This window comes from Vibrio sp. SNU_ST1, from assembly GCF_030563405.1.
GTDB lineage: Bacteria > Pseudomonadota > Gammaproteobacteria > Enterobacterales > Vibrionaceae > Vibrio.
In genome coordinates this window covers 432,703-454,851 of the sequence record NZ_CP130748.1, presented here as the reverse complement: position 1 = coordinate 454,851, position 22,149 = coordinate 432,703, and the positions used below count along the sequence as shown (strand labels likewise).

Genomic DNA, 22,149 nt, shown 5'->3' with positions numbered 1-22,149 from the left:
TAAACAAGATGCTCTTAATAGTTTTAAAGAGCCTCTCATTAAGAGGCTCAGATAGGATTAACGAACTTTCAGCGTTGCTAGACCAACCAGTACTAATACCATTGAGATGATCCAAAAACGCACGATGACACGCGGTTCTGGCCAACCTTTCAGTTCATAGTGGTGGTGAATTGGTGCCATGCGGAAAATACGCTGACCGCGCAACTTGTAAGAGCCCACTTGCAGTATCACTGACAAGGTCTCCATTACAAACACACCGCCCATGATAACCAATACCAACTCTTGGCGAACTAACACAGCAATCACACCCAATGCACCACCAAGCGCTAGCGAACCAACATCGCCCATGAATACTTGTGCTGGGTAGGTGTTGAACCATAGGAAACCAAGACCCGCACCTACGATAGCAGTACATACCACAACCAGTTCAGAGGTGTATGGAATGTATGGAATGTGTAGATATGCTGCGAAGTTAACGTTACCAGTCGCCCAAGCAATCACAGCAAAACCCGCCGCAACCATCACCGTTGGCATAATCGCTAAGCCATCTAGGCCGTCGGTTAGGTTCACCGCGTTACTGGTACCCACAATAACAAAGTATGTTAGTACGATGTACAATAAACCTAATTGTGGCATCACATCTTTAAAGAAAGGCACTACGAGCTGTGTTGCCGCTGTATCGTGTCCATGAGCATACAGAGCAAATGCGACAACTAAAGCAATCGCCGATTGCCAGAAGTACTTCCAGCGAGCTATCAAGCCATCTGTATTTTTACGAACCACTTTACGGTAGTCATCAACAAAGCCAACTGCGCCATAACCAGCAAGTACAACTAATACAGCCCAAACATAAGGATTCGAGAGATCAGCCCACATCAATACCGTAATAATGATCGCAGCAAGGATCATCACACCGCCCATGGTTGGCGTACCACGTTTGCTGAAATGAGATTCAGGGCCGTCATTACGAACAACTTGGCCAATTTGTAGCATTTGCAGACGCTCAATTAAACGAGGTCCCATCCACAGTGACAGACATAACGCAGTCAAAATACTCGCGATTGCACGAAACGATAGGTATTCGAACAAACGGAAAAAAGAAAAGTGTGGCTGTAGTAGCTCTGCAAGCCAAATTATCATGAAAAGTTCTCCTTTAAAGCAGCGGCTATTTTACTCATTCCTGCACTATTCGCGCCCTTTACCAATAAGGTATGTGACACGCTTTCTGGCAAGCTTAGTTGCTGCTCTATGTGCGCGATCATCGCTTGATGCGTTGTAAAGTGGGTACCATTACAGACCTCACTAATCACCTTGGTATCATCACCGTAAGTAAGTACATGCTCAAAAGCGAATGGGGCAGCATATTCACCGACTTGACGGTGAAGTGCAAGGCTTTCATCGCCTAATTCAGCCATATTACCTAAAATTAACCAACGTTGACCTTTGAAGCTCGAGAGTAGCTTCGCTGCCGCCTTCATTGCTGGCACGCTGGCGTTGTAACTGTCATCTATCAGCTTGATATTCTGATTTAATTGTTGAACCTCAACTCGCCCTTTGACAGAGATCAGATTCGCTAAACCATTTTTCACCTCATCAAGCGAGGCTCCAAATTGAATGCTCAACGCTGCAGCTGCTAATGCATTCGCTACGTTATGTTGACCGATGATACCAAGCTCAACAAATATGGCCCCTTGAGGTGTCTGCATATCAAAGCACGCTTCACCTTGCTCATTGATGCGAATATTCTTGGCAAAATAATCCGCTTTGCTGTCGCTTTCTGAAAATGTCAGCACGCTTTTATCTGCTAGCACGTCATTCCAAAAGTCACCACCGTTGCTCTCTAGATTAACAATAGCAGTATCACCAACAGCAAGCCCTTGGAAGATTTCACCTTTCGCTTGTTTCACACCATTGATAGACCCAAAGCCTTCTAGGTGCGCTGCAGCTACGTTATTAACTAATGCCACCTGTGGTTTCACAAGCTGCGTGGTATAGGCAATTTCACCAATATGATTCGCCCCTAGTTCTATCACGGCATAGTCGTCATTTGCTTCACTGCGCAGCAAGGTTAGTGGCACTCCAATATCATTATTGAAGTTACCTGCTGTAAACAACACCTTGCCACGGTGCTGCAGAATGCTTGCCACCATCTCTTTGACGGTCGTTTTGCCGCAGCTGCCTGTAATCGCCATGGTTGGGACGTTACATTGCTCGTGAATCCAAGCACTTAGCTGACCTAAAGCAAGTTTAGTGTCTTCAACAACCACTTGAGTAATATTTAGGTCAAGTTTTCGTTCGACTAACAACGCGCTCGCATTAGCTTCTACCGCTTGATGACAAAAGTCATGCGCATCAAAACGTTCACCAACGAGAGCCACGAACAGTGCACCTTCTTCAACGGTTCGAGTGTCAGTAGAAACCGCATTAATAACACTATTGCTCGACTTGCCAGCCTCAATCAGCTGACCGCTCACCGCTGAACAAATCTGCTCGAGTGATACATCAATCATTATGAAATACCTAAAAGTTGTAGCGCAGACTCTCGATCTGAGTAATGGATCGTTTCGTCTTTCAATACTTGGTAATCCTCATGGCCTTTACCAGCCAAAAGAATAATGTCATTACTGCCAGCCTGTTCTAGGGCAAACTTAACCGCTTGATAGCGATCGTGCTCGACGAATGCGGATTCAGGTTCGCTTAAGCCAGCTAGCATGTCTTTAACAATCAAAGCAGGATCTTCGCTGCGAGGGTTGTCATCTGAAATAATAATTTTGTCGGCGAACTGCTCTGCCGTTACCGCCATCATTGGGCGCTTACCTGTGTCACGATCGCCACCACAACCGAAGATAGCCCACAGCTTTCCAGAGCAGTGTACACGCAGTGCTGCCAATGCTTTTTCTAGAGCATCTGGCGTGTGCGCGTAATCAACAACGACTTTTGCTTTGCTCGGAACTTGAAACAGTTCCATACGACCAATAACAGGTTGAAGCTGAGACGCGGTGTCGACCAAGGTTTGCTTGTCGATGCCCAATGAAAGCAAAGTCGCGAAAGCAACCAGTACGTTTGATGCGTTGAACTGACCAATCAATGGAACCGAAAGATCACCTTGCCCCCAGCTACCATCGAAAGAGAGCTTAATCCCAGTTTCTGCATAGGCGACATCAGATGCCCACACCGACTGTTGGTAACCAGACAACGGAAGCAATGAAACAGCTATTGCATTGGACAAATCTGACATCCACGCTTTGCCGACTTCATCATCCACATTGATCACTGCATGTTTGCATTTGTGTTGAGTAAACAAACTCTTCTTAGCCAGTGCGTACTCTTCCATCGTGCCGTGGTAATCAAGGTGATCACGGCTTAGGTTAGTGAACACACCCACTTCAAAATCCAAGGCCTTTACTCGGCCTTGCACCAAACCATGAGAAGAGATTTCCATCGCGGTATAAACTGCACTTTCCTCAGCCAACTCGCTCAGTGTGCGTTGTATTTCAATCGCGCTGCCTGTGGTATTAGCCGCTGTTTTTAGGTTATCTAAGAAGCCATTACCCGTGGTGCCCATTACCGCCGAACGCTGGCCGACCAAATCAAGCCACTGAGCAATCAATTGGGTGATGGTGGTTTTGCCATTGGTGCCGGTAACACCAATCAACTTAGTCGCTTGAGAAGAATAAACACGGCCAGCTAATTCAGAGAGTGTGGAGTTTAAGTCTGAAACATAAACCACAGGAACCGAGTTTAGCCACTCAACCAAGCCATGAGCTTTGTCATCGCCAGCTTGTGCAATGACGGCTTTCGCGCCTTGAGCGACGGCTTTGTCGATAAATCGACGACCATCAATGGCATGTCCAACAATGGCAACAAAAATATCGCCTTCCTTGATGGTACGGCTATCCAACTCCAATTGCTCAACAGCAATCGCATCTAGCTCAGGTGAACTAAAGCCCCCCCAAGGAGAAAGTAAAGATGACAGCGTGAGGCTATTACTCATATTGAATCCTGATTGGCTCTATTCTTGAAACTTGTTTTCATCAGCAGGGACATTAAGTATTTGCAGTGCACCCTTCATGATTTCAGAAAAAACGGGGGCAGCAACTGAACCGCCATAGTAAAGGTCACCTTGCGGCTCATTGACTACGACAACCAGAGCTACTCTTGGATCGCTGACTGGAGCAAAACCCGACGTTATGGCAATATACTCATCACTATAGCCACCCGCAGCGGCTTTACGAGATGTACCCGTTTTTGCCGCAACTCGATAACCCGGAACAGCGGCTCTGGTTGCCGTTCCGCCCTTTTGAGTCACGCCTTCTAACATTTGTAATACCATCTCTGCATTTTCACGTTTGATGATCTGCTTTGAGAAGTCTTGGTCGTTGCTTTTAATGATATGAATCGGTTCATACATACCTTTGTTGGCTAACGTTGCATAAGCATGAGCCAACTGAAGCGGGGTCACAGATAAGCCATATCCAAACGATAGCGTCGCGATTTCGAACTTGGACCAACGGCGACGATTCGGGAAAATACCACTCGTTTCACCCACGAGATTTAGCCCAGACATTTCGCCTAAACCAACCGAACTGTACATACCAAGTAACGCTTCAAGTGGCATATCAAGCGCCAATTTCGCCACGCCGATGTTACTTGACTTTTTAAGGATCAAGGCTAAATCAGCCTTGCCCACTTTAGAGGTATCACGTACTCGGCTACCTCCAATTTGCATGATGCCATTACCCGTATCAATAATAGATTTCGCATCAGCTGTACCATTTTCTAATGCGGCGAGCACCACAAAAGGTTTCACTGTTGAGCCGGGCTCCATAGCATCGGTCAGCACGCGGTTTCGCATTTTAAAGCTTTGTAAATCAGAGCGGTTGTTCGGGTTGTAAGACGGTGCATTGACCATGGCTAACACAGCGCCCGTTTTCACATCGAGTAATACTGCAGAGCCTGAGGTCGCTTTATGATCGGCCACCGCTTGCTTAATCGCTCGGTAGGCGATCGCCTGCAGTCGTTGATCGATGGTGAGTTCTAGTGGTTTGCCTTCTTCGCGTTCTTCTAACGCAATGTTTTCGACAACGCGTCCGTAGCGGTCTTTACGAATCGTTCGCTTGCCTGCTTCACCTGTAAGCCATTTATCGTAACTGCGTTCAACCCCTTCTAGGCCGTGCCCATCAATTCCGGTAACACCGATAAGGTGTGCACTGACTTCACCTGCAGGGTAGTAACGTCGAGATTCCGCTTTCAGGCCCACACCCACCAGCTTAAGTTCACGGATATACTTAGCCATCGCAGGGCTAACTTGTCTTTGTAGATAAATAAATCGACGGGATTTGTTGCTAGAGATCTTATCGATCATCGATTGTCGCTGTAGGCCAAGTACATCGGCTAACGCATACCAACGATCAATCTGGGCCATACCATTTTTATCGAAAATCGTTTTTGGGTCGGCCCATACTGCTTCAACGGGAACACTCACAGCAAGCGGCTCACCATTGCGGTCAGAGATAATACCGCGAGCAGAAGGAATAGCCTTAACACGTACTGAGCGAAGATCCCCCTGACGAATTAAGTTATCAGGTTCAATGATTTGGATGTAAGCCACACGGCCAACGAGTGCAGCAAAGGCTAGAAACACGAAAGCAATAACAACGTTGAAACGCCATTTAATAAGAATTGGATCCGAATCCTTTTCGCTCTTCACTCGCTCTTTCGTTGATTCATTAACGGGTTTTGCGGGTGTTTTTTCCTTTTTACCGGTCATTTCAGTGTGATCACAACTTCTTTGTCGGAGTCTGGACGTTTCATGTCGAGCTCTCTTTTTGCCGATGCTTGAACGCGGCTGTGTTCTGCTAGCGCCGTCTCTTCAAGCATTAAATTTCGCCACTCATCATCAAGTTGTTCCCGCTCCACCAATGCCATGTCTTTTTGCGTAATCGCCTGACGTGATACATGTGTCGTAAGAACGACCCCCATCGCACTCGCAAAGATGCAGATAAGAAGCCCCAATGGGACTTTACCCACGGAGATCAAATCAAAAAATATTATCTTGGCTAAGTTGGGTTTGGAGGTCTTCATTGACTATAGCTTTTCTGCGATTCGTAGTACCGAACTACGTGAACGAGTATTCTCATCCACTTCATCTTTAGAAGGCTTAATTGCTTTACCAATTGGTTTCAGATCGGCACTGCCTAGCGCTTTGATCTGCTCTTCAGTTAGTGGCAGGCCATGTGGTACTTGTGGACCTTGGCTCTCTTTACGGATAAAGCGCTTCACCATACGGTCTTCAAGCGAGTGGAAACTGATAACAGAGATACGACCTTGAGGAGCTAGAATGCTTGCCGCGCCTTTCAGTGCTGTATCGATCTCTTCCAGTTCACTGTTAATGTAGATACGGAATGCTTGGAAAGCACGTGTTGCTGGGTGTTTTTTCTCTTTGAAGCTTTTTGGAGCGACATCAGAAATAAGCTTAGCCAACTGGCCAGTGCGCGTTAACGGTTCGTTCTCTTCATTCTCTTGATAAGCAATGATGCCTTTCGCGATACGACGAGCGTGTTTGTCTTCACCGAACTCACGAATAACCCATGTGATGTCATCAAGATCAGCTTCAACCAACCACTGGGAAACAGGAATGCCGGTTGTTGGATCCATACGCATATCAAGCGGGCCATCTTTCATAAAGCTAAAGCCACGTTCAGCATCATCTAGCTGTGGTGAAGAGACACCTAAATCCAGCAATACGCCATCCACTTGACCGACTAAGTCATAACGCTCTGCATATTCAGCCATACCTGAGAACGGGCCATGAATAATCGTAAAACGAGGATCATCAATCTTTTGTGCTTCGGCAATCGCTTGTGGATCGCGGTCGATACTAAAGAGTCTTCCATTCTCGCCCAGTTTAGACAGGATTGTACGGCTGTGACCACCACGGCCAAAAGTACCATCGATATAGGTACCGTCAGGTTTGATCGCAAGTCCGTCAATAGATTCGTTAAGCAATACTGAAATATGTTTGAATGCTTCTGTCATAGTCTTCTCAGTGAATGGATTGAGCCATTAGTTCGGCAATAATATGTTCTATTAACGTTTTAGTTTACTGATTTCACGCCGTATCTCCACCATATTGTGTATAGGCTTTGGGAATTTTTGACCCAAGCTCATATCAAGATTATGGATTCTAAGGAAATCTAAATAATTAACGTCAATATAAAGCAAAAAACCCATCACTACCGTTAAGTAATGATGGGTTCTTTATATAGGTGGAGTTGACACATACGCCGGGTTCTGTTCCGCTTGCGCGGCGGTAACCATTCGTCTAGGCCTGCAATCGCTCACAGGCTCAAGCAATCTACCCGCCCCCATACGCGAGCAGCGCAATGCGAGGGCCTATTTGATCTTGCTCCGGGTGGAGTTTACCTTGCTACGAACTGTTGCCAGTCGCACGGTGCGCTCTTACCGCACCCTTTCAGCCTTACCTGTGCCTCTTCCGAAGAAATGAGGCCATCGGCGGTCTTCTCTCTGCTGCACTTGTCGTGGGCTCGCGCCCCCCAGACGTTATCTGGCACCCTGCTCTATGGAGCCCGGACGTTCCTCCCCTCTACCAGTCTCCCGAAGGACTTCAACGTCAGTTTCCCGAAGGACCTCAACGTCAGTCTCCCGAAGGACATCAGCAAAGCAGCGATTACCCGTTCAACTCCGAGGGCGGATTGTATAGAGATTAATGTGCAGTGTCTAGCGAGATCACAAATATGCTGTAAACCATTAAGCAAGTGCACGAATTTCACACAATCCAAGCACAAAAAAAGGAGCGACGGTATTTCCATCACTCCTCACAAGCTTTTCAATACAGGTTAGCTACTCTATTAAGAGGTATCTAGTTGTCTAGATGCTCTAGGCCCCATTTGTATAAAGCGTTCTTTTTCAGATTGTAGATTTCTGCCGTCATCGCCGCTGCTTTTTTAAGTGGCAGTTCTTTGGTTAGAATACCCAGCGTGCGAGTCGCTTCGTCTGGCAACTCTGTGCTCGCTTCTTCACGGTGACCGTGAATTAGCAATACCATCTCACCGCGTTTACGGTTTGCGTCTTCTTCAATCCACTCAATAAGTTCACCAAGTGGCAGACCTTGGATGGTTTCGAAGGTTTTGGTTAGCTCACGCGCCAACACAACCTCACGGTCAGGGCCTAAGATCTCTAGCATGTCTTGTAGAGAATCAGTAATACGGTGCGGAGATTCGTAGAAGATACACGTGCGTTCTGCTTTTGCGATCTCTAAGAACTTGTCTTTACGACCTTTGCTCTTTGGCGGTAAGAAACCTTCAAAGCTGAAACGATCAGACGGCAAACCAGACGCACTTAGTGCGGTAATCACAGCACAAGCACCAGGAAGTGGCACAACTCTCACACCCGCTTGACGACATTGTGAGACAAGATGGTAACCTGGATCACTGATTAAAGGAGTACCCGCATCAGAGACTAATGCGATAGACTGACCTTCTAATAACCTTTCGACTAGAACTTGTGCTTTAGTTTGTTCATTATGATCATGTAAAGCGAACGTTCTGGTTGATATATTGAAGTGAGCAAGCAGCTTACCCGTGTGGCGTGTGTCTTCGGCTGCAATAACATCGACACTTGATAAAATTTCAATTGCTCTTTGAGTGATATCTCCCAAATTTCCGATTGGGGTTGGCACAATATAGAGAGTTGGGCTCTCTGTGAGCAAGGTTTTGTTATCTGTCATTTGTTTACCATCACTTCAACGATTAATATAGATACAAATTTATACGGAATTTAAAGAACTCATGGCAACGATGAACCATAAGAGACTCAGTGTACCACGCTTACTCACTCCAATTGCATTAGCAATTACATTGGCGGCTTGTTCTTCAGGTCCTCAAGCACCAACGCGTGTTGATATTACACTAGATCCAGCGCAATCAACTGAAAGTTACATGATGCAGGCGGATAGTAGCAAAGGAAGTCTACAAAACGACTGGTTAATCATGGCGCTTAAGGCTTCTGTGCAAGCTAGAAAAACCGATCAAGCGACTCTGCTGATCAAACGCTTAGCCAAACAAGAGCTGAGTGAAATTCAACAAGCAGAATGGCAATTAGCTCGCGCTCAACTGCTGGTGAATAACTCGCAGCCACAGCAAGCGTACAGCCAACTGAACTTTCAGCCTTGGTGGAAGCTTCCGAACGAGCAATGGAAAGATTATCACGAGCTACGCGCTAACATTTCTGAAATACAGAATGAGTATTTCGAAGCGAGCCGTGAGTTAGTCCTTTATTCTGAATATCTGGACGCTAACGACGAAAGCCAACAGCAAACTGCCGACCGTATTTGGCAGAACCTGAACAGCTATTCTCAATATGAGATTCTAGAACTTAAAACATCTCCTACAGAAGACGTTCTAGCCGGTTGGTTACAGCTCGCTATTTATATGAAAACACTTAACTCTAATCTTCCGGACTTACAGAAAACCCTGTCTGATTGGTTAGCCGAAAATCCTCGTCACCCTGCGGCGACATACACACCTCAGGCTATCACTGACATATTGGCGCTAGAGATTAGTAAACCAACCAGTACCGCGCTATTACTCCCCTTAACAGGTAAGTACAGCAAGCAAGCACAACTTGTGCGTGATGGTTTCATCTTTGCGATGATGAATGATAAAGAGCGCGAAGAAGATGCAACGCTGACGGTAATGGATACCAACGTGCAAAGTGCGGCTGAGATTAAAGCGACACTGGAAGAGAACAACGTTGATTTCATCGTTGGCCCGCTCATTAAGAGCAACATCACTAAGCTTCAACAAGCGCAGAAAAACCACGAGAACTCGATTCCAGCATTAGCTCTTAATATTCCAACTCAGCTAGAACCAGATACTAATATTTGTTATCTCGCTTTATCGCCAGAACAAGAAGTCGCTCAGGCTGCGAAACACCTTTTTGCACAAGGCTATAAGTACCCACTTATTCTTGCACCCAAAGGACGCTTAGGTGACCGCGTTAAGCAAGCGTTTAACGAAGAGTGGCAGAAATACAGCAACAACGACGTTGCAATCAGCTTCTTCTCTGACAAACGCCAACTGCAGCGTAATGTGAATCAGATTTTCGGTTTACAAGAGAGCCAACAACGTATCGCTCAAATGGATGGGCTACTTAACCTAGACCTAGAAACAGAACCACGCAGTCGTCGTGATATCGATTCTGTCTACATTGTCGCTAAGAACTCAGAGCTAACACTCATCAAACCCTTCATTGAAGTCGCAATTAACCCTGATGCTAGCCAACCTGCACTGTTTTCTAACTCACGCAGCAACAGCGGTGACAAGCAATATGAAGACCTAACGGGTGTCTTCTACAGCGATATCCCGCTATTGGTCGAGAACAAAAACGAGCTTAATAAAGCGCTTAATGACCTATGGCCTTCACACTCGAACAGCCAAAAACGCCTACAAGCGTTGGGAATGGATGCATACTACCTAATGGATGCACTACCACAGATGAAAGCCGTACAAGATTACAGCATTACTGGCGAAACCGGCGTATTAACCATCGACAACAACTGTGTTGTTCAACGTGAAATCAGCTGGGCAGAGCATGGGGCTTTTTAGCCGTAAGTTCCTATCCAAGCCATCAATCACCCACAAACAAGTGGGTGATAAATACGAGGCTGTGGCAAAATCCTACCTGATTAACCACGGTTTATCGTTAATAGAAGAAAACTTCATAGCAAAATGTGGCGAGATTGATCTTATAATGCGCCATAACAAAACAGTTGTGTTTGCTGAGGTAAAATACCGTAAGCAAACCCGCTACGGACATGCCGCTGAAATGGTGACAGCCAAAAAGTCACAAAAGCTACTCAAAACAGCCAATGTTTGGCTTATGCAGCAAGGCTTGTCGGTACACTCTACAGATTACAGGTTTGATATCATTGCCATTGAAGGGCCGAATGACACTATCGACTGGATTCAAAACGCGATTACCCAAGGATAAACATGCTAGACAGCATCAAAGAAAGTTTTACAGAAAGTATTCAAATCCAAATTGCGGCGGCAGAAGCTCTGCCAGACGCAATCACGCATGCCGCTCAAGCAATGGTTGCAACCCTGCTTAACGGAAACAAGATTCTTTGTTGTGGTAACGGTGGTTCGGCATCGAATGCTCAGCAATTTGTTTCTTGCCTACTTAATCGCTTTGAAACCGAGCGCCCTAGTCTTCCAGCAATGGCTCTCACTGCTGACAACACTACGCTAACGGCTGTGGCTAACGACTACCACTATGAAGAGATCTTCTCTAAGCAGGTACGTGCGTTTGGTCAAACTGGTGATATTTTACTGGCTATATCTACTAGTGGTAACAGTAAAAATATCATCAAAGCAATGGAAGCTGCGGTAACACGTGATATGACAATCATCGCCTTTACTGGTAAAGATGGTGGTGAAATGGCTGGCCTGCTTGGTGAGCACGATGTAGAAATTCGTATTCCCTCACACCGTACAGCACGTATCCACGAAGTACACATGGTGACACTACACTGCTTATGTGACCTAATCGATCAAGTACTCTTCCCAGCTCACGAAGAGTGATATACGGAGCATCACGATGAAATCATTAACTTCTATGAAGCTGCTTAAGCTGATTAGTGTTTCGCTACTTACACTGTCGTTATCTGGTTGTGCTGGTCTTTTCATTGCTGGTGCAGCAACTACTGCAAATCTAGTCACAGATACACGAACCACCAAAGAGATTTGGAGCGACAACAATATCGAATTTGAAGTTGCGGCTATGACCAATAAACCGCCATTTCGCGGCAACGTCAGTGTCACAGCAAGCTCTTACCGCGGTTCAGTAGTACTGATGGGGCAAGCAACAACAGATGCTGAACGTCGTGCTTTTGAAAGCCAAGCTAAAGCAGTAACGGGAGTTGAAAGTATACACAACCAGATCCGAGTGAAAGAGCCATTGTCTGTTACTGCTATCAGTAAAGACAGCTGGATTACCACTAAAGTGAAGTCTGCCCTACTTGCTGAATCTGAGCTTAACGGCATAAAAGTCAAAGTAATTACTGAAGATTCAGAAGTATTTCTGCTTGGATTGGTTTCTCGAGAACACGCTGATATCGCGACAGAAGTTGCGCGTAATATATCTGGCGTAAAGCAGGTGATTCGAGCGTTTGAATATAGTGAAGATGACAATTCGGTAAACTAACACCCTCTGAATTTACTTAGCTAACTTAGCTGCTGGCTGGCTGGCTGGCTGGCTGGCTGGCTGGCTGGCTGGCTGGCTGGTAAAGCCTAACGAAATGAATCAGATTAATAAAAGTCAGTAAGCACAAAAAGAAAAAGCAGCGATAAATCGCTGCTTTTTTTGTATTTGGAGTTATTTAAAAAATAACGCTATTTGATAACACGAAGACTTGGGCGACCTTTCGCTGGACGAGATGGCTCAGGTTCTGAGTCAGACTCTTCAGCATCTACGTCAGCTGTTGCAACACTCAAAGATGGGCCTTTTTCTGGTTCTTCAAAAGGACTTTCTTCAATTCCTTCTTCAAACGCTTCCATGTAAGCCTCTTCAGGTTCAAACATGGTACCAGCACCATTCTCACGAGCATAAATCGCCTGTACTGCGTATAGCGGAACGATCACAGAGTGTGGACGACCACTAAAGCGAGCACTAAACGTCACCGCTTCGTTACCCAGTTCAAGTTGTCCAACCGCACGAGGCGCGATGTTCAGAATGATCTGACCATCTTGAACAAACTCGTCTGGAACTCTTACACCCGGCAATGTTGCTTCAACAACCAAGTGTGGAGTCAGTTCGTTATCAACCAGCCATTCATAAAATGCACGAAGCATGTATGGTCGGCGTGGAGTCATATTTGAAATATCCATAAACGCTTAGCGAACGAGTCGCATCTCACGCTCAGCTTCCGTTAGAGAAGCTAGGAATGAATCACGTTCGAATACGCGGTTCATGTAAATCTTAAGTTCTTTAGAACCAGGACCAATCAGTTCGATACCAAGCTCAGGTAAACGCCATAGTAGCGGAGCTAGGTAACAATCAATTAGGCTAAACTCTTCGCTCATGAAGTATTCATACTCAGCGAAGATAGGAGCAAGAGTTAGTAGGTCGTTGCGCAGTTTAACGCGAGCTGCTTCAGATTCTTCAGCGTTGCCTTTAACGATCTTCTCTGCAACTGAATACCAGTTACGCTCAATTCGGTACATCATTAGACGACTGTTACCACGAGCAACCGGGTATACAGGCATCAATGGTGGATGAGGGAAACGCTCATCTAGGTATTCCATGATGATCTTAGAGTCATATAGAGCAAGCTCACGATCAACAAGAGTAGGTACTGATTTGTACGGGTTCAGTTCAACAAGCTCTGCTGGTAGATTTTTTTCATCAACCAACTCAACTTCAACACTTACGCCTTTTTCAGCAAGAACAATGCGCACCTGATGGCTATACATATCAGAGGCACTTGAGAAAAGAGTCATTACAGAACGTTTATTGGCAGCTACAGCCATGGAGCCCTCCAGTACACTTTAAATAAAAACAATGGAGGCCTAAAGCCTCCATTGAACATTAACATAATTTGGGAATTAGCACGGTATTATAGCACAATTAGTGCACATCACGCCAATACTCTTTCTTCAGCAAAATCACGATGATAGTGAAGATTACTAAGAAGGCCATTACCCACCAACCCATAGCATGACGCTCAAGTTGAACAGGGTCGCCCGAGTAAACCAAAAAGTTAACAAGGTCACGAACTGCTTCGTCATATTCACCAGCACTTAATTCGCCAGAACCATCCGTTTCAGTACCAACAACAACCTTTACTTCCTCACCATCGACCATGTGAGTATCGTAGATTGGCGTTGGGATACCTTGTAGCTCTTCAAGAACATGCGGCATACCAACACTTGGGAAAACCATGTTGTTCACACCAAATGGACGAGACGGATCTTCATAGAAAGTACGAAGGTACGTGTATAGCCAATCTGCGCCACGAACACGAGCAACCAATGTTAGATCTGGTGGTGGAGCACCAAACCAACTAGCAGCTTGCTCAGAGGGCATAGCGTTAACCATCAAGCTACCAATTTTCACTTCAGGATCGAAGATCAGGTTTTCCTTCATTAGGTCTAAAGGAATCTCCAAATCATTCGCAACACGTTCATAACGTTGGTACTGCGTTGAGTGACAAGCGAAACAGTAGTTCATGAACATCTTAGCGCCATTTTGCAATGAAGCTTTGTCTGTTAAATCATTGTTTGCTTTATCTAATGGTACGCCTGCACCCGCTGCCATCGCTAGTGACGGCAACATAGCAAATAAAATTACAATCCACTTTTTCATTTGAATGTCACCCTTTCTGGTAATGGTTTCGTCGCTTCATTTTTACTGTAGAACCACAGCAGAACGAAGAACATGAAGTAACCTAAGCTAAAGATTTGAGCTAGTAGCGTGTATGTTGGCGTGGCTGGAAGCGCACCAAGGACACCAAGCGCAATAAAGCTTATTGTGAATTGGATGATGTTAATCAAATGCAGTTTGCTACGGTAACGGTAAGAACGCACTTTACAACGGTCGAACCATGGCAGTAGGAATAGCACAACAATTGAAGCGCCCATTGCAACTACACCTAACAGCTTATCTGGAACAGCACGAAGTACAGCGTAGAACGGCGTGAAGTACCAAACTGGAGCAATATGCTCAGGTGTTTTCAGCGGGTTTGCAGCTTCAAAGTTAGGCGGCTCAAGGAAGTACCCACCCATCTCTGGGTTAAAGAACAGCACGTAACAGAACAAGAATAGGAAACCAGCAACACCTACCATATCTTTCACTGTCCCGTATGGGTGGAAAGGAATAGAGTCTATGATGTCGTATTTCTTAGTGTAATCCTTATGGAATGGGAACTGAGTTTTGTAGTCGTCGCCCATAGTACCTTTAGGAAGCTTAGTTTCGATACCGTCCGGGTTGTTCGAACCCACTTCATGCAGCGCCAATACGTGAAGTACGATAAGCAGCAGAAGTACAATTGGCAGAGCAATAACGTGCAGTGCGAAGAAACGGTTCAGCGTTGCACCAGAGATGATGTAGTCACCACGAATCCAAAGCGTTAGGTCATCACCTATAACAGGGATCGCACCAAACAGAGAAATGATTACCTGAGCACCCCAGTAAGACATTTGACCCCATGGTAGTAGATAGCCCATGAAAGCCTCAGCCATAAGCACTAAGAAGATCAACATACCGAAGATCCAAAGTAACTCACGAGGCTTTTGGTAAGAACCGTAGATTAGACCACGGAACATATGCAGGTAGATCACAACGAAGAATGCCGATGCACCTGTTGAGTGCATGTAACGCAGTAGCCAACCGTATTCCACATCACGCATGATGTATTCAACAGAAGCAAATGCGCCCTCACCAGACGGTACATAGTTCATTGTCAGCCAAATACCCGTAAGGATTTGGTTAACCAGTACTAACATTGCTAAAGAACCAAAAAGGTACCAAAAGTTAAAGTTCTTAGGCATTGGGTATTCAGATAAATGCTTTTTGTAAGCATTCATCGCGGGTAGACGTTTCTCTACCCAATCAAGCAATCCTTGCATTACGCGTCTCCCTCGTCCACACCGATCATGATCTTAGTGTCACTCAAATACATATGCTTTGGTACAACAAGGTTCAATGGCGCTGGTACACCTTGGAATACTCGACCTGCCATATCAAACTTTGAACCATGACAAGGACAGAAGAAACCAGACTTAACACCCTGAACTTGTTCTGCAAAAGAATCTGGCAGGTAAGTTGGAGAACAACCTAAGTGCGTACAGAAACCAACAGCAACGAAGAATTCCGGCTTAATTGAACGAAACTCGTTCTGCGCGTATTCTGGTTGTTGTTCAGCTTCAGATTGAGGGTCACGAAGTTGACCACCGATCGCTTTTAGGTTCTCAAGTACCGATTCAGCACGGCGTACAACCCATACAGGCTTACCTTGCCACTCGACACGAACCATTTGTCCCGGCTCTAACTTACTGACTTCCACTTCCACCGGTGCGCCTGCAGCTTTCGCCTTGGCACTCGGATTCCATGATTTAATAAAAGGCACGGCTACAGCAGCTGCTCCTAAACCACCAACAACGGCTGTTGTTGCGGTTAAGAAACGCCTGCGACCGTTATTTAAAGGCGCGTTGCTCATCCAAACATTCTCCCATTTGCTCCTTATGGATTGAAATAATTCCGAATAAAGAGCATGGCTAACAAAATATGTATTTAGTTCTATTTATTGACGGCAAATGATAAATAAAACCCTACTTTTTGACAAGATAAAGCTACCTTTTTGTAACAATCATGAGGCAAAGCGCACATTGGGTTACAAAAGCTTTCAAAATATAAGAATTTGGAAATAAAACGAGGGAGGGAAAGCGTTTAGAGGGGACATAAAAACAAAAAGCCCGGCATATAGCCGAGCTTTGAACCACAATTCCAGTCGTAAAACTGGGAGCGTGTACTTTTTCGTAAAGAAAAATTAACGCTTAGAGAATTGAGGTTTACGACGTGCTTTACGTAGACCAACTTTCTTACGTTCAACGCAACGAGCGTCACGAGTAACGTAACCAGCTGCACGTAGAGCAGGACGTAGAGTTTCATCGTACTCCATAAGAGCGCGAGTGATACCGTGGCGGATTGCGCCAGCTTGACCAGAAATACCACCACCAGAAACAGTGATGTAAAGGTCAAGTTTCTCAGTTAGTTCAACTAGCTCAAGAGGTTGTTTAACAACCATACGAGAAGTTGGACGACCGAAGTAAACATCAAGGCTGCGCTTGTTGATTACGATCTCACCAGAGCCTGGTTTGATGAAAACACGAGCTGCTGAGCTTTTGCGACGACCAGTGCCGTAGTATTGATTCTCTGCCATTGTCTTAATCCCCTTAGATGTCTAGTACTTGTGGCTGTTGAGCAACATGGTTGTGCTCAGTACCAGCGTACACTTTAAGCTTACGGTACATCGCGCGGCCTAGTGGACCACGTGGAAGCATACCTTTAACTGCTAGTTCAAGAACCATTTCTGGTTTCTTAGCAATTAGCTTTTCAAAAGTGATAGTTTTAAGACCACCTGGGAACTCAGAGTGACGGTAGTAAACCTTACCCTTAGCTTTGTTACCAGTTACAGCAACTTTCTCAGCGTTAACAACGATGATGTAATCACCAGTGTCTACGTGAGGAGTGTATTCTGCTTTATGCTTGCCGCGTAGGCGAGAAGCGATTTCACTTGCTAGACGGCCAAGAGTTTTGCCTTCAGCGTCTACAACATACCAGTCGCGTTTTACAGTTTCTGGTTTAGCAACGAAAGTTTTCATGCTAATAATTACCTATTTAAAAAATTTACACTTAAGGAATACTCGCGTATTCCCACTGTCTAAGAGTTACCATTCATCACCCCTTCGAGTGTTGGAAAACTCTTGGCATAACGTGATTTTACTCATCGCTAGAGGCCCGCAGTAACGGTAGGTCGCAGGATTATAGAGAAGAGCGAAGAAAAAATCACCTCTTTTTGAACAAAATCACGATTTTTTTAATTCTCTTTCTTATTCGAGATAATCAAAGCTAACTTAAGTGTTCTTTTGCCAAATACTCATGGCTCTGCATTTCAATTAAACGCGATTGACAACGTTTAAACTCAAACTCTAGTTGACCATTGGTGTATAGCTTTTCTAGCTCCACTTCCGCTGAAATAATCAGTTTCACATTGCGCTCATAGAACTCATCAACTAACGCAATAAAGCGCCTAGCGGCGTCATCGGAAGTCGCGCTCATTTGCAACACATCAGCCAACAGAACCGTGTGATAAACCCGAGACAGTTCAATATAGTCATTCTGGCTGCGAGCCGACTGGCAAAGCTGAGCAAAGGTGCCATGCAATACGCCATCGCTGGCTTCTACCACATCCAGTTGACGGTGATTGACCTCAATCTGTTTGAGTTTCTCTTTATCTTCACCAACTAATTGTGCGTAATATTTTTCGAGGTTGATATTCGCTTGGCTATCCAGCGGGTAATGGTAGATCTCAGCTTGCTCTAGGGTACGTAGACGATAATCGATTCCGCTATCGACATTAAGAATATGACAATTGTCTTGAATGAGCTTAATAGCCGGTAAGAAGCGTGCTCGCTGCAAGCCGTTGCGATACAGATCCGCAGGCGGAATGTTTGAGGTGGCGACCAAGATAACGTTTCGAGCAAATAACTCTTGGAACAAGGTGCCTAAAATCATCGCATCCGTGATGTCGGAGACAAAGAATTCGTCGAAACAAATAATGTCCGCTTCTTCTTTTAATTTGTCTGCGACCAAAGGCAATGGATCGCTCACATTACCTAGCGCCTTTAGCTCATCATGGACTCGATACATAAAGCGGTGAAAGTGAACGCGCATTTTTTTTGTGGTCGGTAAGGCATCGTAGAACGTATCCATTAAATACGTCTTACCGCGCCCAACGCCGCCCCAAAAATAGAGTCCTTTCGGTGGCTCTGGCAGTTCTGGCTTTTTACCCAGTAATTTCTGAAATCGAGTCAGTTGAGGAATAGGCGTATTCATGTAATCTTGGAATTGATGAAAGAGTTCATCTAAAGACTTAACGGCTTGCTCTTGTGCTGGATCTCTTTGAAATCCATGTTCTTTTATATCTTGTTCGTATTTTTTAATGGGATTCATGACGACATTTCCACAATGAAAGCGATATCAGACAGCAAATAAAAATGAGCCCAAACAGTATGAGACATGTCGCTATGCGGTGAATAATGCAGCATCAAACTGCTAACTAGCGCACACGCATTTCTCTTTATACTGCGGCTTTCTCATAGTACCATGGAGCCGTATCACGTGTAACTAAGCAGTAACAAACATGTTAAAAAACAATAATAAGGAGCTGTTATGCCTTGGATGTATGCCGTTGCCGGTTTACTAGTCGGAGTTATTTTAGGGGTCGCTATTTCTCGTCTCATGACACCTGAATACAAAAAACAAAAGAACGTACAGAAAGAATTAGATAGCGCAAAGTTTGCCCTGGAACAGCAGCGACAAGAGCTAGCTGACCACTTTGCGAAATCAGCAGAAATGTTGGACACCTTAGGTAAGGACTATACAAAGCTTTACCAACACATGGAAAAAACGAGCTCAGAGCTACTCCCTAACCTGCCAGAGCAAGACAACCCATTTGTGAAAACAGCCGCTGCTCATTCGGATAAGCCACAAGATAAGTCTTCAGTTAAAGAGTCGACTCTTGAAGAACAACCGAAAGATTACGCGAATGGCGCAACGGGCTTATTTACCGAGCAGAAGAAAGAAATCATGGATGCTCCCGATGTCGTTACAGCAAAAGCATCGTAAACATTTAACACTTCTGTGAACTTTACAAAGGTTTTTGAGTCATAACTTTCACTCAGGTCATTTGAAACTTCTCATACTTATTAAACGTATAAGAGGGTTAAGACCTTAACTAGAGAGGAGTTTATGATGAAAAAACCTTTGCTTGCTTTATCAGTACTGACTTTAAGCTTAAGTTCAATCATCACCCCCATTCAAGCAACAGCCGCACTTCCATTAAGTGTGGGTAATGAACAATTACCAAGCCTTGCTCCTATGCTTGAACAAGTAACCCCCGCAGTGGTTAGTATTGCCGTAGAAGGCAAACAGGTACAACGTCAGCAAATCCCTGAACAATTTCAATTCTTTTTTGGTCCAGAACAAACACGAGAGCGTCCATTCCGCGGGCTAGGCTCTGGTGTGATCATTGACGCCAAGAAAGGTCATATCGTGACCAATTACCATGTCATCAATGGCGCAGACGATATCAAAGTAAAACTGCATGATGGTCGAGAGTACGATGCAGAGCTCATCGGCGGCGACCAGATGTCTGATATCGCGCTATTAAAACTCGAGACAGCCAAAAACCTTACCCAGATAAAAGTCGCAGATTCCGACAAATTGAGAGTCGGCGATTTCAGTGTCGCTATCGGCAACCCATTTGGGCTTGGTCAAACCGTGACATCCGGTATCGTTTCAGCGTTAGGACGTAGCGGTCTCAATCTAGAGAACTTCGAAAATTTCATTCAAACCGATGCCGCGATTAACAGTGGAAACTCTGGAGGTGCGTTAGTGAATCTTAACGGTGAACTGATCGGTATCAACACGGCCATCCTAGGACCTAACGGAGGCAATGTCGGTATCGGCTTTGCCATTCCATCCAATATGATGACAAACCTGACTGAACAGATTCTCGATTTCGGTGAAGTAAAACGTGGCATGCTTGGTGTCCAAGGTGGAGAGGTCACCTCGGAATTGGCTGAAGCGCTTGGTTATGAGTCCAGCAAAGGTGCTTTTGTTAGCCAAATTGTACCCGACAGTGCTGCAGACAAAGCCGGATTGAAAGCGGGCGATGTCATTATCTCCATTAACGGTAAGCGTATTGATACTTTTAGTGAGTTAAGAGCCAAAGTAGCCACCTTAGGTGCAGGTAAACAGATCGAGTTAGGCGTGGTTCGTGACGGTAAGAATAAGACCTTTGACGTCACGCTTGGTGAATCCACAAATAGTAAGACACAAGCTGAAAAGCTCCATGAAGGACTTGCCGGTGCAGAGCTCACCAACACAACCGACAGCGATTCAGCGACAGGCGTCAAGGTATCAAGTGTCGCTCAAGGTTCGCCAGCAGAAGCTTATCAGCTTCTTAAAGATGACATCATCATCGGGGTAAACCGCCAACCAGTTAAGAACCTTGCTGAATTTAGAAAGATTCTTGAAAAACAACCTGGCGTATTGGCACTTAATATCCAGCGAGACGATAGGACTATCTATCTAGTTATTCGATAGCCATACGTCAGCGTAATTACAGGGAGGCTCAGTAAGTTTGCTTTAAACTTACTCAGTCTCCCTTTTCTTTAGATCAATCAAAATGCTATGCTTCACTGATAATCAAGTCAGTCATCCATTGACGGATGCTTCATACCTTACTTGTTGAAGAGGGAAACATGCTGTCCTTTCTATTTCGTTCTATTTCCCTTGGACTCGTTTCAGCGGCGCTTATTCTTCTCGCATTCCCGAGTTTAAGGCCGGCGATTGTTGCAGACGTCACGAACCCTCAAGTCGATAATATTGGCTCTCTTCAGATCTCATTTAACCAAGCGGTGCGACGAGCTGCACCCGCTGTGGTCAATATTTATAGTCGTAAATACGCAGAAAGCGATCGCAACAAGCTACTAACTCAAGGATTAGGTTCAGGGGTGATTGTTAGTGAAAAAGGCTACATCATTACCAACTTCCATGTTGTTGCTCAAGCTGACCAAATAGTCGTGGCACTTCAAGACGGACGAGTAGCTGCCGCACAACTTGTCGGCTCAGACAAACGCACCGATATTGCGATACTCCGAGTCAGCGGTGACAACTTACCTGTTATTCCACTGAACCCGAATTACAAAGCAAATGTCGGCGACGTGGTGCTGGCTATCGGTAACCCATACAACCTAGGGCAAACGACAACCTTTGGCATTATCTCTGCAACAGGTCGTTCTTCGATCAGTGCAGATGGTCACCAAGCCTTTATCCAGACCGATGCTGCAATCAATGAAGGTAACTCTGGTGGTGCACTGGTTAACTCACAAGGTGAGCTCGTCGGTATCAACACGGCTTCTTTCCAACAAGCTACCGACATGGAAACCTACGGGATCTCATTTGCAATCCCCTACTCACTTGCTAATAAAATCATGGAGAAGATCATCGCCGATGGTCGTGTCATTCGTGGTTATATTGGTATCGACGGACAAGACATCAATTCGGTGACATCACGCTTGCTCGGTACTAAGAACATCGGTGGTATTGTTGTCTTAGGCATTGACCCGAATGGTCCTGCAGCCGATGCCGGCTTTGAAGCACAAGATATCATTATCAGCATCAACAACACCCAAATTAGCGGACGACAGAGCGTAATGGACATTGTTACTGACCTTCGCCCGGGTACTATCATTGATGTTGGTGTATTGCGCAAAGGTGAAAACAAGACACTCAAAGTCACCATTACCGAAGACACACGCCTGTAGTCTTTATTTAGTT

General features: G+C 45.3%; 22 protein-coding genes and 1 other RNA gene. 7 read left to right on the top strand and 16 right to left on the bottom strand.

The features are described 5' to 3' along the window. Window positions 1–57 precede the first annotated feature (57 nt). The 8 genes from mraY to rsmI all read right to left on the bottom strand — a co-directional run bounded on the left by mraY (window position 58) and on the right by rsmI (window position 8,749). Entirely contained in the window at window positions 58–1,140 is a 1,083-nt protein-coding gene (gene mraY, locus Q5H80_RS02070) for a phospho-N-acetylmuramoyl-pentapeptide-transferase (protein ID WP_102250319.1), read from the bottom strand. Then, window positions 1,137–2,510 (bottom strand): UDP-N-acetylmuramoyl-tripeptide--D-alanyl-D-alanine ligase, encoded by a 1,374-nt coding sequence (gene murF, locus Q5H80_RS02065; RefSeq protein WP_304568242.1) that lies wholly within the window; start codon window positions 2,508–2,510, stop codon window positions 1,137–1,139. Before murF ends, mraY begins: the two co-directional genes overlap by 4 nt. Further along, entirely contained in the window at window positions 2,510–3,994 is a 1,485-nt protein-coding gene (murE, locus tag Q5H80_RS02060) for a UDP-N-acetylmuramoyl-L-alanyl-D-glutamate--2,6-diaminopimelate ligase (protein ID WP_304568241.1), read from the bottom strand. Before murE ends, murF begins: the two co-directional genes overlap by 1 nt. Window positions 3,995–4,012: 18 nt before the next feature. Beyond that, window positions 4,013–5,770, bottom strand: coding sequence for a penicillin-binding transpeptidase domain-containing protein (locus Q5H80_RS02055; protein ID WP_135382840.1), 1,758 nt, complete (start codon window positions 5,768–5,770; stop codon window positions 4,013–4,015). Further along, window positions 5,767–6,084, bottom strand: a complete 318-nt coding sequence (gene ftsL, locus Q5H80_RS02050) for a cell division protein FtsL (RefSeq protein WP_009848950.1) — start codon at window positions 6,082–6,084, stop codon at window positions 5,767–5,769. The genes Q5H80_RS02055 and ftsL overlap by 4 nt, the downstream gene beginning before the upstream one ends. 3 nt (window positions 6,085–6,087) lie before the next feature. Further along, window positions 6,088–7,038 carry a 16S rRNA (cytosine(1402)-N(4))-methyltransferase RsmH gene (gene rsmH, locus Q5H80_RS02045; RefSeq protein WP_009848949.1) on the bottom strand — a complete coding sequence of 317 codons (951 nt, stop codon included), beginning with the start codon at window positions 7,036–7,038 and terminating at the stop codon, window positions 6,088–6,090. Between the two features lie 228 nt (window positions 7,039–7,266). Beyond that, an RNA gene (gene rnpB / locus Q5H80_RS02040) (RNase P RNA component class A) lies at window positions 7,267–7,706 on the bottom strand. 176 nt (window positions 7,707–7,882) lie between these two features. Then, window positions 7,883–8,749: a 16S rRNA (cytidine(1402)-2'-O)-methyltransferase gene (gene rsmI, locus Q5H80_RS02035; RefSeq protein ID WP_009848948.1), complete on the bottom strand. Its 867-nt coding sequence runs from the start codon at window positions 8,747–8,749 to the stop codon at window positions 7,883–7,885. A gap of 61 nt (window positions 8,750–8,810) precedes the next feature. On the opposite strand from rsmI, the gene Q5H80_RS02030 reads away from it, so the two are divergent. The 4 genes from Q5H80_RS02030 to Q5H80_RS02015 are packed head-to-tail and all read left to right on the top strand — an operon-like array spanning window position 8,811 to window position 12,228. Further along, entirely contained in the window at window positions 8,811–10,628 is a 1,818-nt protein-coding gene (locus tag Q5H80_RS02030; protein WP_304568234.1) for a penicillin-binding protein activator, read from the top strand. Further along, the gene (locus Q5H80_RS02025; protein WP_304569363.1) at window positions 10,615–11,013 is read left to right on the top strand and encodes a YraN family protein; all 399 of its coding nucleotides are present in this window, start codon (window positions 10,615–10,617) and stop codon (window positions 11,011–11,013) included. Before Q5H80_RS02030 ends, Q5H80_RS02025 begins: the two co-directional genes overlap by 14 nt. Window positions 11,014–11,015: 2 nt before the next feature. Beyond that, window positions 11,016–11,606, top strand: coding sequence for a phosphoheptose isomerase (locus tag Q5H80_RS02020; RefSeq protein WP_004729817.1), 591 nt, complete (start codon window positions 11,016–11,018; stop codon window positions 11,604–11,606). A 16-nt stretch (window positions 11,607–11,622) separates the two neighbouring features. Then, on the top strand, window positions 11,623–12,228 hold the full coding sequence (locus tag Q5H80_RS02015) for a BON domain-containing protein (RefSeq protein ID WP_304568227.1): 606 nt from the start codon (window positions 11,623–11,625) through the stop codon (window positions 12,226–12,228). A 188-nt stretch (window positions 12,229–12,416) separates the two neighbouring features. Here Q5H80_RS02015 and sspB read toward each other — a convergent pair whose 3' ends face one another. From sspB to zapE, 8 genes are all read right to left on the bottom strand, one after another. Further along, window positions 12,417–12,896, bottom strand: a complete 480-nt coding sequence (sspB, locus tag Q5H80_RS02010; RefSeq protein WP_009848944.1) for a ClpXP protease specificity-enhancing factor — start codon at window positions 12,894–12,896, stop codon at window positions 12,417–12,419. Window positions 12,897–12,917: 21 nt separating this feature from the next. Further along, window positions 12,918–13,553 (bottom strand): stringent starvation protein SspA, encoded by a 636-nt coding sequence (sspA, locus tag Q5H80_RS02005; protein WP_009848943.1) that lies wholly within the window; start codon window positions 13,551–13,553, stop codon window positions 12,918–12,920. A 97-nt stretch (window positions 13,554–13,650) separates the two neighbouring features. Then, window positions 13,651–14,388 (bottom strand): cytochrome c1, encoded by a 738-nt coding sequence (locus tag Q5H80_RS02000; RefSeq protein ID WP_304568224.1) that lies wholly within the window; start codon window positions 14,386–14,388, stop codon window positions 13,651–13,653. After that, window positions 14,385–15,650 (bottom strand): cytochrome bc complex cytochrome b subunit, encoded by a 1,266-nt coding sequence (locus Q5H80_RS01995; protein WP_009848941.1) that lies wholly within the window; start codon window positions 15,648–15,650, stop codon window positions 14,385–14,387. Before Q5H80_RS01995 ends, Q5H80_RS02000 begins: the two co-directional genes overlap by 4 nt. Next, window positions 15,650–16,240 carry a ubiquinol-cytochrome c reductase iron-sulfur subunit gene (petA, locus tag Q5H80_RS01990; RefSeq protein WP_010434692.1) on the bottom strand — a complete coding sequence of 197 codons (591 nt, stop codon included), beginning with the start codon at window positions 16,238–16,240 and terminating at the stop codon, window positions 15,650–15,652. The genes Q5H80_RS01995 and petA overlap by 1 nt, the downstream gene beginning before the upstream one ends. Before the next feature lie 330 nt (window positions 16,241–16,570). Continuing rightward, entirely contained in the window at window positions 16,571–16,963 is a 393-nt protein-coding gene (gene rpsI, locus Q5H80_RS01985) for a 30S ribosomal protein S9 (protein ID WP_004740758.1), read from the bottom strand. Between the two features lie 13 nt (window positions 16,964–16,976). Continuing rightward, on the bottom strand, window positions 16,977–17,405 hold the full coding sequence (gene rplM / locus Q5H80_RS01980) for a 50S ribosomal protein L13 (protein ID WP_010434689.1): 429 nt from the start codon (window positions 17,403–17,405) through the stop codon (window positions 16,977–16,979). Window positions 17,406–17,652: 247 nt separating this feature from the next. Next, a complete protein-coding gene (gene zapE / locus Q5H80_RS01975) occupies window positions 17,653–18,756 on the bottom strand; it encodes a cell division protein ZapE (protein WP_304568202.1) in 1,104 nt (367 codons plus the stop codon). Window positions 18,757–18,975: 219 nt separating this feature from the next. Here zapE and zapG point away from each other — a divergent pair, with 219 nt between their 5' ends. From zapG to degS, 3 genes are all read left to right on the top strand, one after another. After that, the gene (gene zapG / locus Q5H80_RS01970) at window positions 18,976–19,431 is read left to right on the top strand and encodes a Z-ring associated protein ZapG (protein WP_009848969.1); all 456 of its coding nucleotides are present in this window, start codon (window positions 18,976–18,978) and stop codon (window positions 19,429–19,431) included. Window positions 19,432–19,557: 126 nt separating this feature from the next. Continuing rightward, window positions 19,558–20,913: a DegQ family serine endoprotease gene (locus tag Q5H80_RS01965; RefSeq protein ID WP_009848968.1), complete on the top strand. Its 1,356-nt coding sequence runs from the start codon at window positions 19,558–19,560 to the stop codon at window positions 20,911–20,913. Between the two features lie 158 nt (window positions 20,914–21,071). Then, entirely contained in the window at window positions 21,072–22,136 is a 1,065-nt protein-coding gene (gene degS / locus Q5H80_RS01960) for an outer membrane-stress sensor serine endopeptidase DegS (RefSeq protein ID WP_029225535.1), read from the top strand. Window positions 22,137–22,149 lie beyond the last annotated feature (13 nt).

Bases quoted from the DNA above. Each gene is read 5' to 3' on its own strand.
- mraY (WP_102250319.1), bottom strand. From the start codon at position 1,140: ATGATAATTTGGCTTGCAGAGCTACTACAGCCACACTTTTCTTTTTTC.
- murF (WP_304568242.1), bottom strand. From the start codon at position 2,510: ATGATTGATGTATCACTCGAGCAGATTTGTTCAGCGGTGAGCGGTCAG.
- murE (WP_304568241.1), bottom strand. From the start codon at position 3,994: ATGAGTAATAGCCTCACGCTGTCATCTTTACTTTCTCCTTGGGGGGGC.
- Q5H80_RS02055 (WP_135382840.1), bottom strand. From the start codon at position 5,770: ATGACCGGTAAAAAGGAAAAAACACCCGCAAAACCCGTTAATGAATCA.
- ftsL (WP_009848950.1), bottom strand. From the start codon at position 6,084: ATGAAGACCTCCAAACCCAACTTAGCCAAGATAATATTTTTTGATTTG.
- rsmH (WP_009848949.1), bottom strand. From the start codon at position 7,038: ATGACAGAAGCATTCAAACATATTTCAGTATTGCTTAACGAATCTATT.
- rsmI (WP_009848948.1), bottom strand. From the start codon at position 8,749: ATGACAGATAACAAAACCTTGCTCACAGAGAGCCCAACTCTCTATATT.
- Q5H80_RS02030 (WP_304568234.1), top strand. From the start codon at position 8,811: ATGGCAACGATGAACCATAAGAGACTCAGTGTACCACGCTTACTCACT.
- Q5H80_RS02025 (WP_304569363.1), top strand. From the start codon at position 10,615: ATGGGGCTTTTTAGCCGTAAGTTCCTATCCAAGCCATCAATCACCCAC.
- Q5H80_RS02020 (WP_004729817.1), top strand. From the start codon at position 11,016: ATGCTAGACAGCATCAAAGAAAGTTTTACAGAAAGTATTCAAATCCAA.
- Q5H80_RS02015 (WP_304568227.1), top strand. From the start codon at position 11,623: ATGAAATCATTAACTTCTATGAAGCTGCTTAAGCTGATTAGTGTTTCG.
- sspB (WP_009848944.1), bottom strand. From the start codon at position 12,896: ATGACTCCACGCCGACCATACATGCTTCGTGCATTTTATGAATGGCTG.
- sspA (WP_009848943.1), bottom strand. From the start codon at position 13,553: ATGGCTGTAGCTGCCAATAAACGTTCTGTAATGACTCTTTTCTCAAGT.
- Q5H80_RS02000 (WP_304568224.1), bottom strand. From the start codon at position 14,388: ATGAAAAAGTGGATTGTAATTTTATTTGCTATGTTGCCGTCACTAGCG.
- Q5H80_RS01995 (WP_009848941.1), bottom strand. From the start codon at position 15,650: ATGCAAGGATTGCTTGATTGGGTAGAGAAACGTCTACCCGCGATGAAT.
- petA (WP_010434692.1), bottom strand. From the start codon at position 16,240: ATGAGCAACGCGCCTTTAAATAACGGTCGCAGGCGTTTCTTAACCGCA.
- rpsI (WP_004740758.1), bottom strand. From the start codon at position 16,963: ATGGCAGAGAATCAATACTACGGCACTGGTCGTCGCAAAAGCTCAGCA.
- rplM (WP_010434689.1), bottom strand. From the start codon at position 17,405: ATGAAAACTTTCGTTGCTAAACCAGAAACTGTAAAACGCGACTGGTAT.
- zapE (WP_304568202.1), bottom strand. From the start codon at position 18,756: ATGAATCCCATTAAAAAATACGAACAAGATATAAAAGAACATGGATTT.
- zapG (WP_009848969.1), top strand. From the start codon at position 18,976: ATGCCTTGGATGTATGCCGTTGCCGGTTTACTAGTCGGAGTTATTTTA.
- Q5H80_RS01965 (WP_009848968.1), top strand. From the start codon at position 19,558: ATGAAAAAACCTTTGCTTGCTTTATCAGTACTGACTTTAAGCTTAAGT.
- degS (WP_029225535.1), top strand. From the start codon at position 21,072: ATGCTGTCCTTTCTATTTCGTTCTATTTCCCTTGGACTCGTTTCAGCG.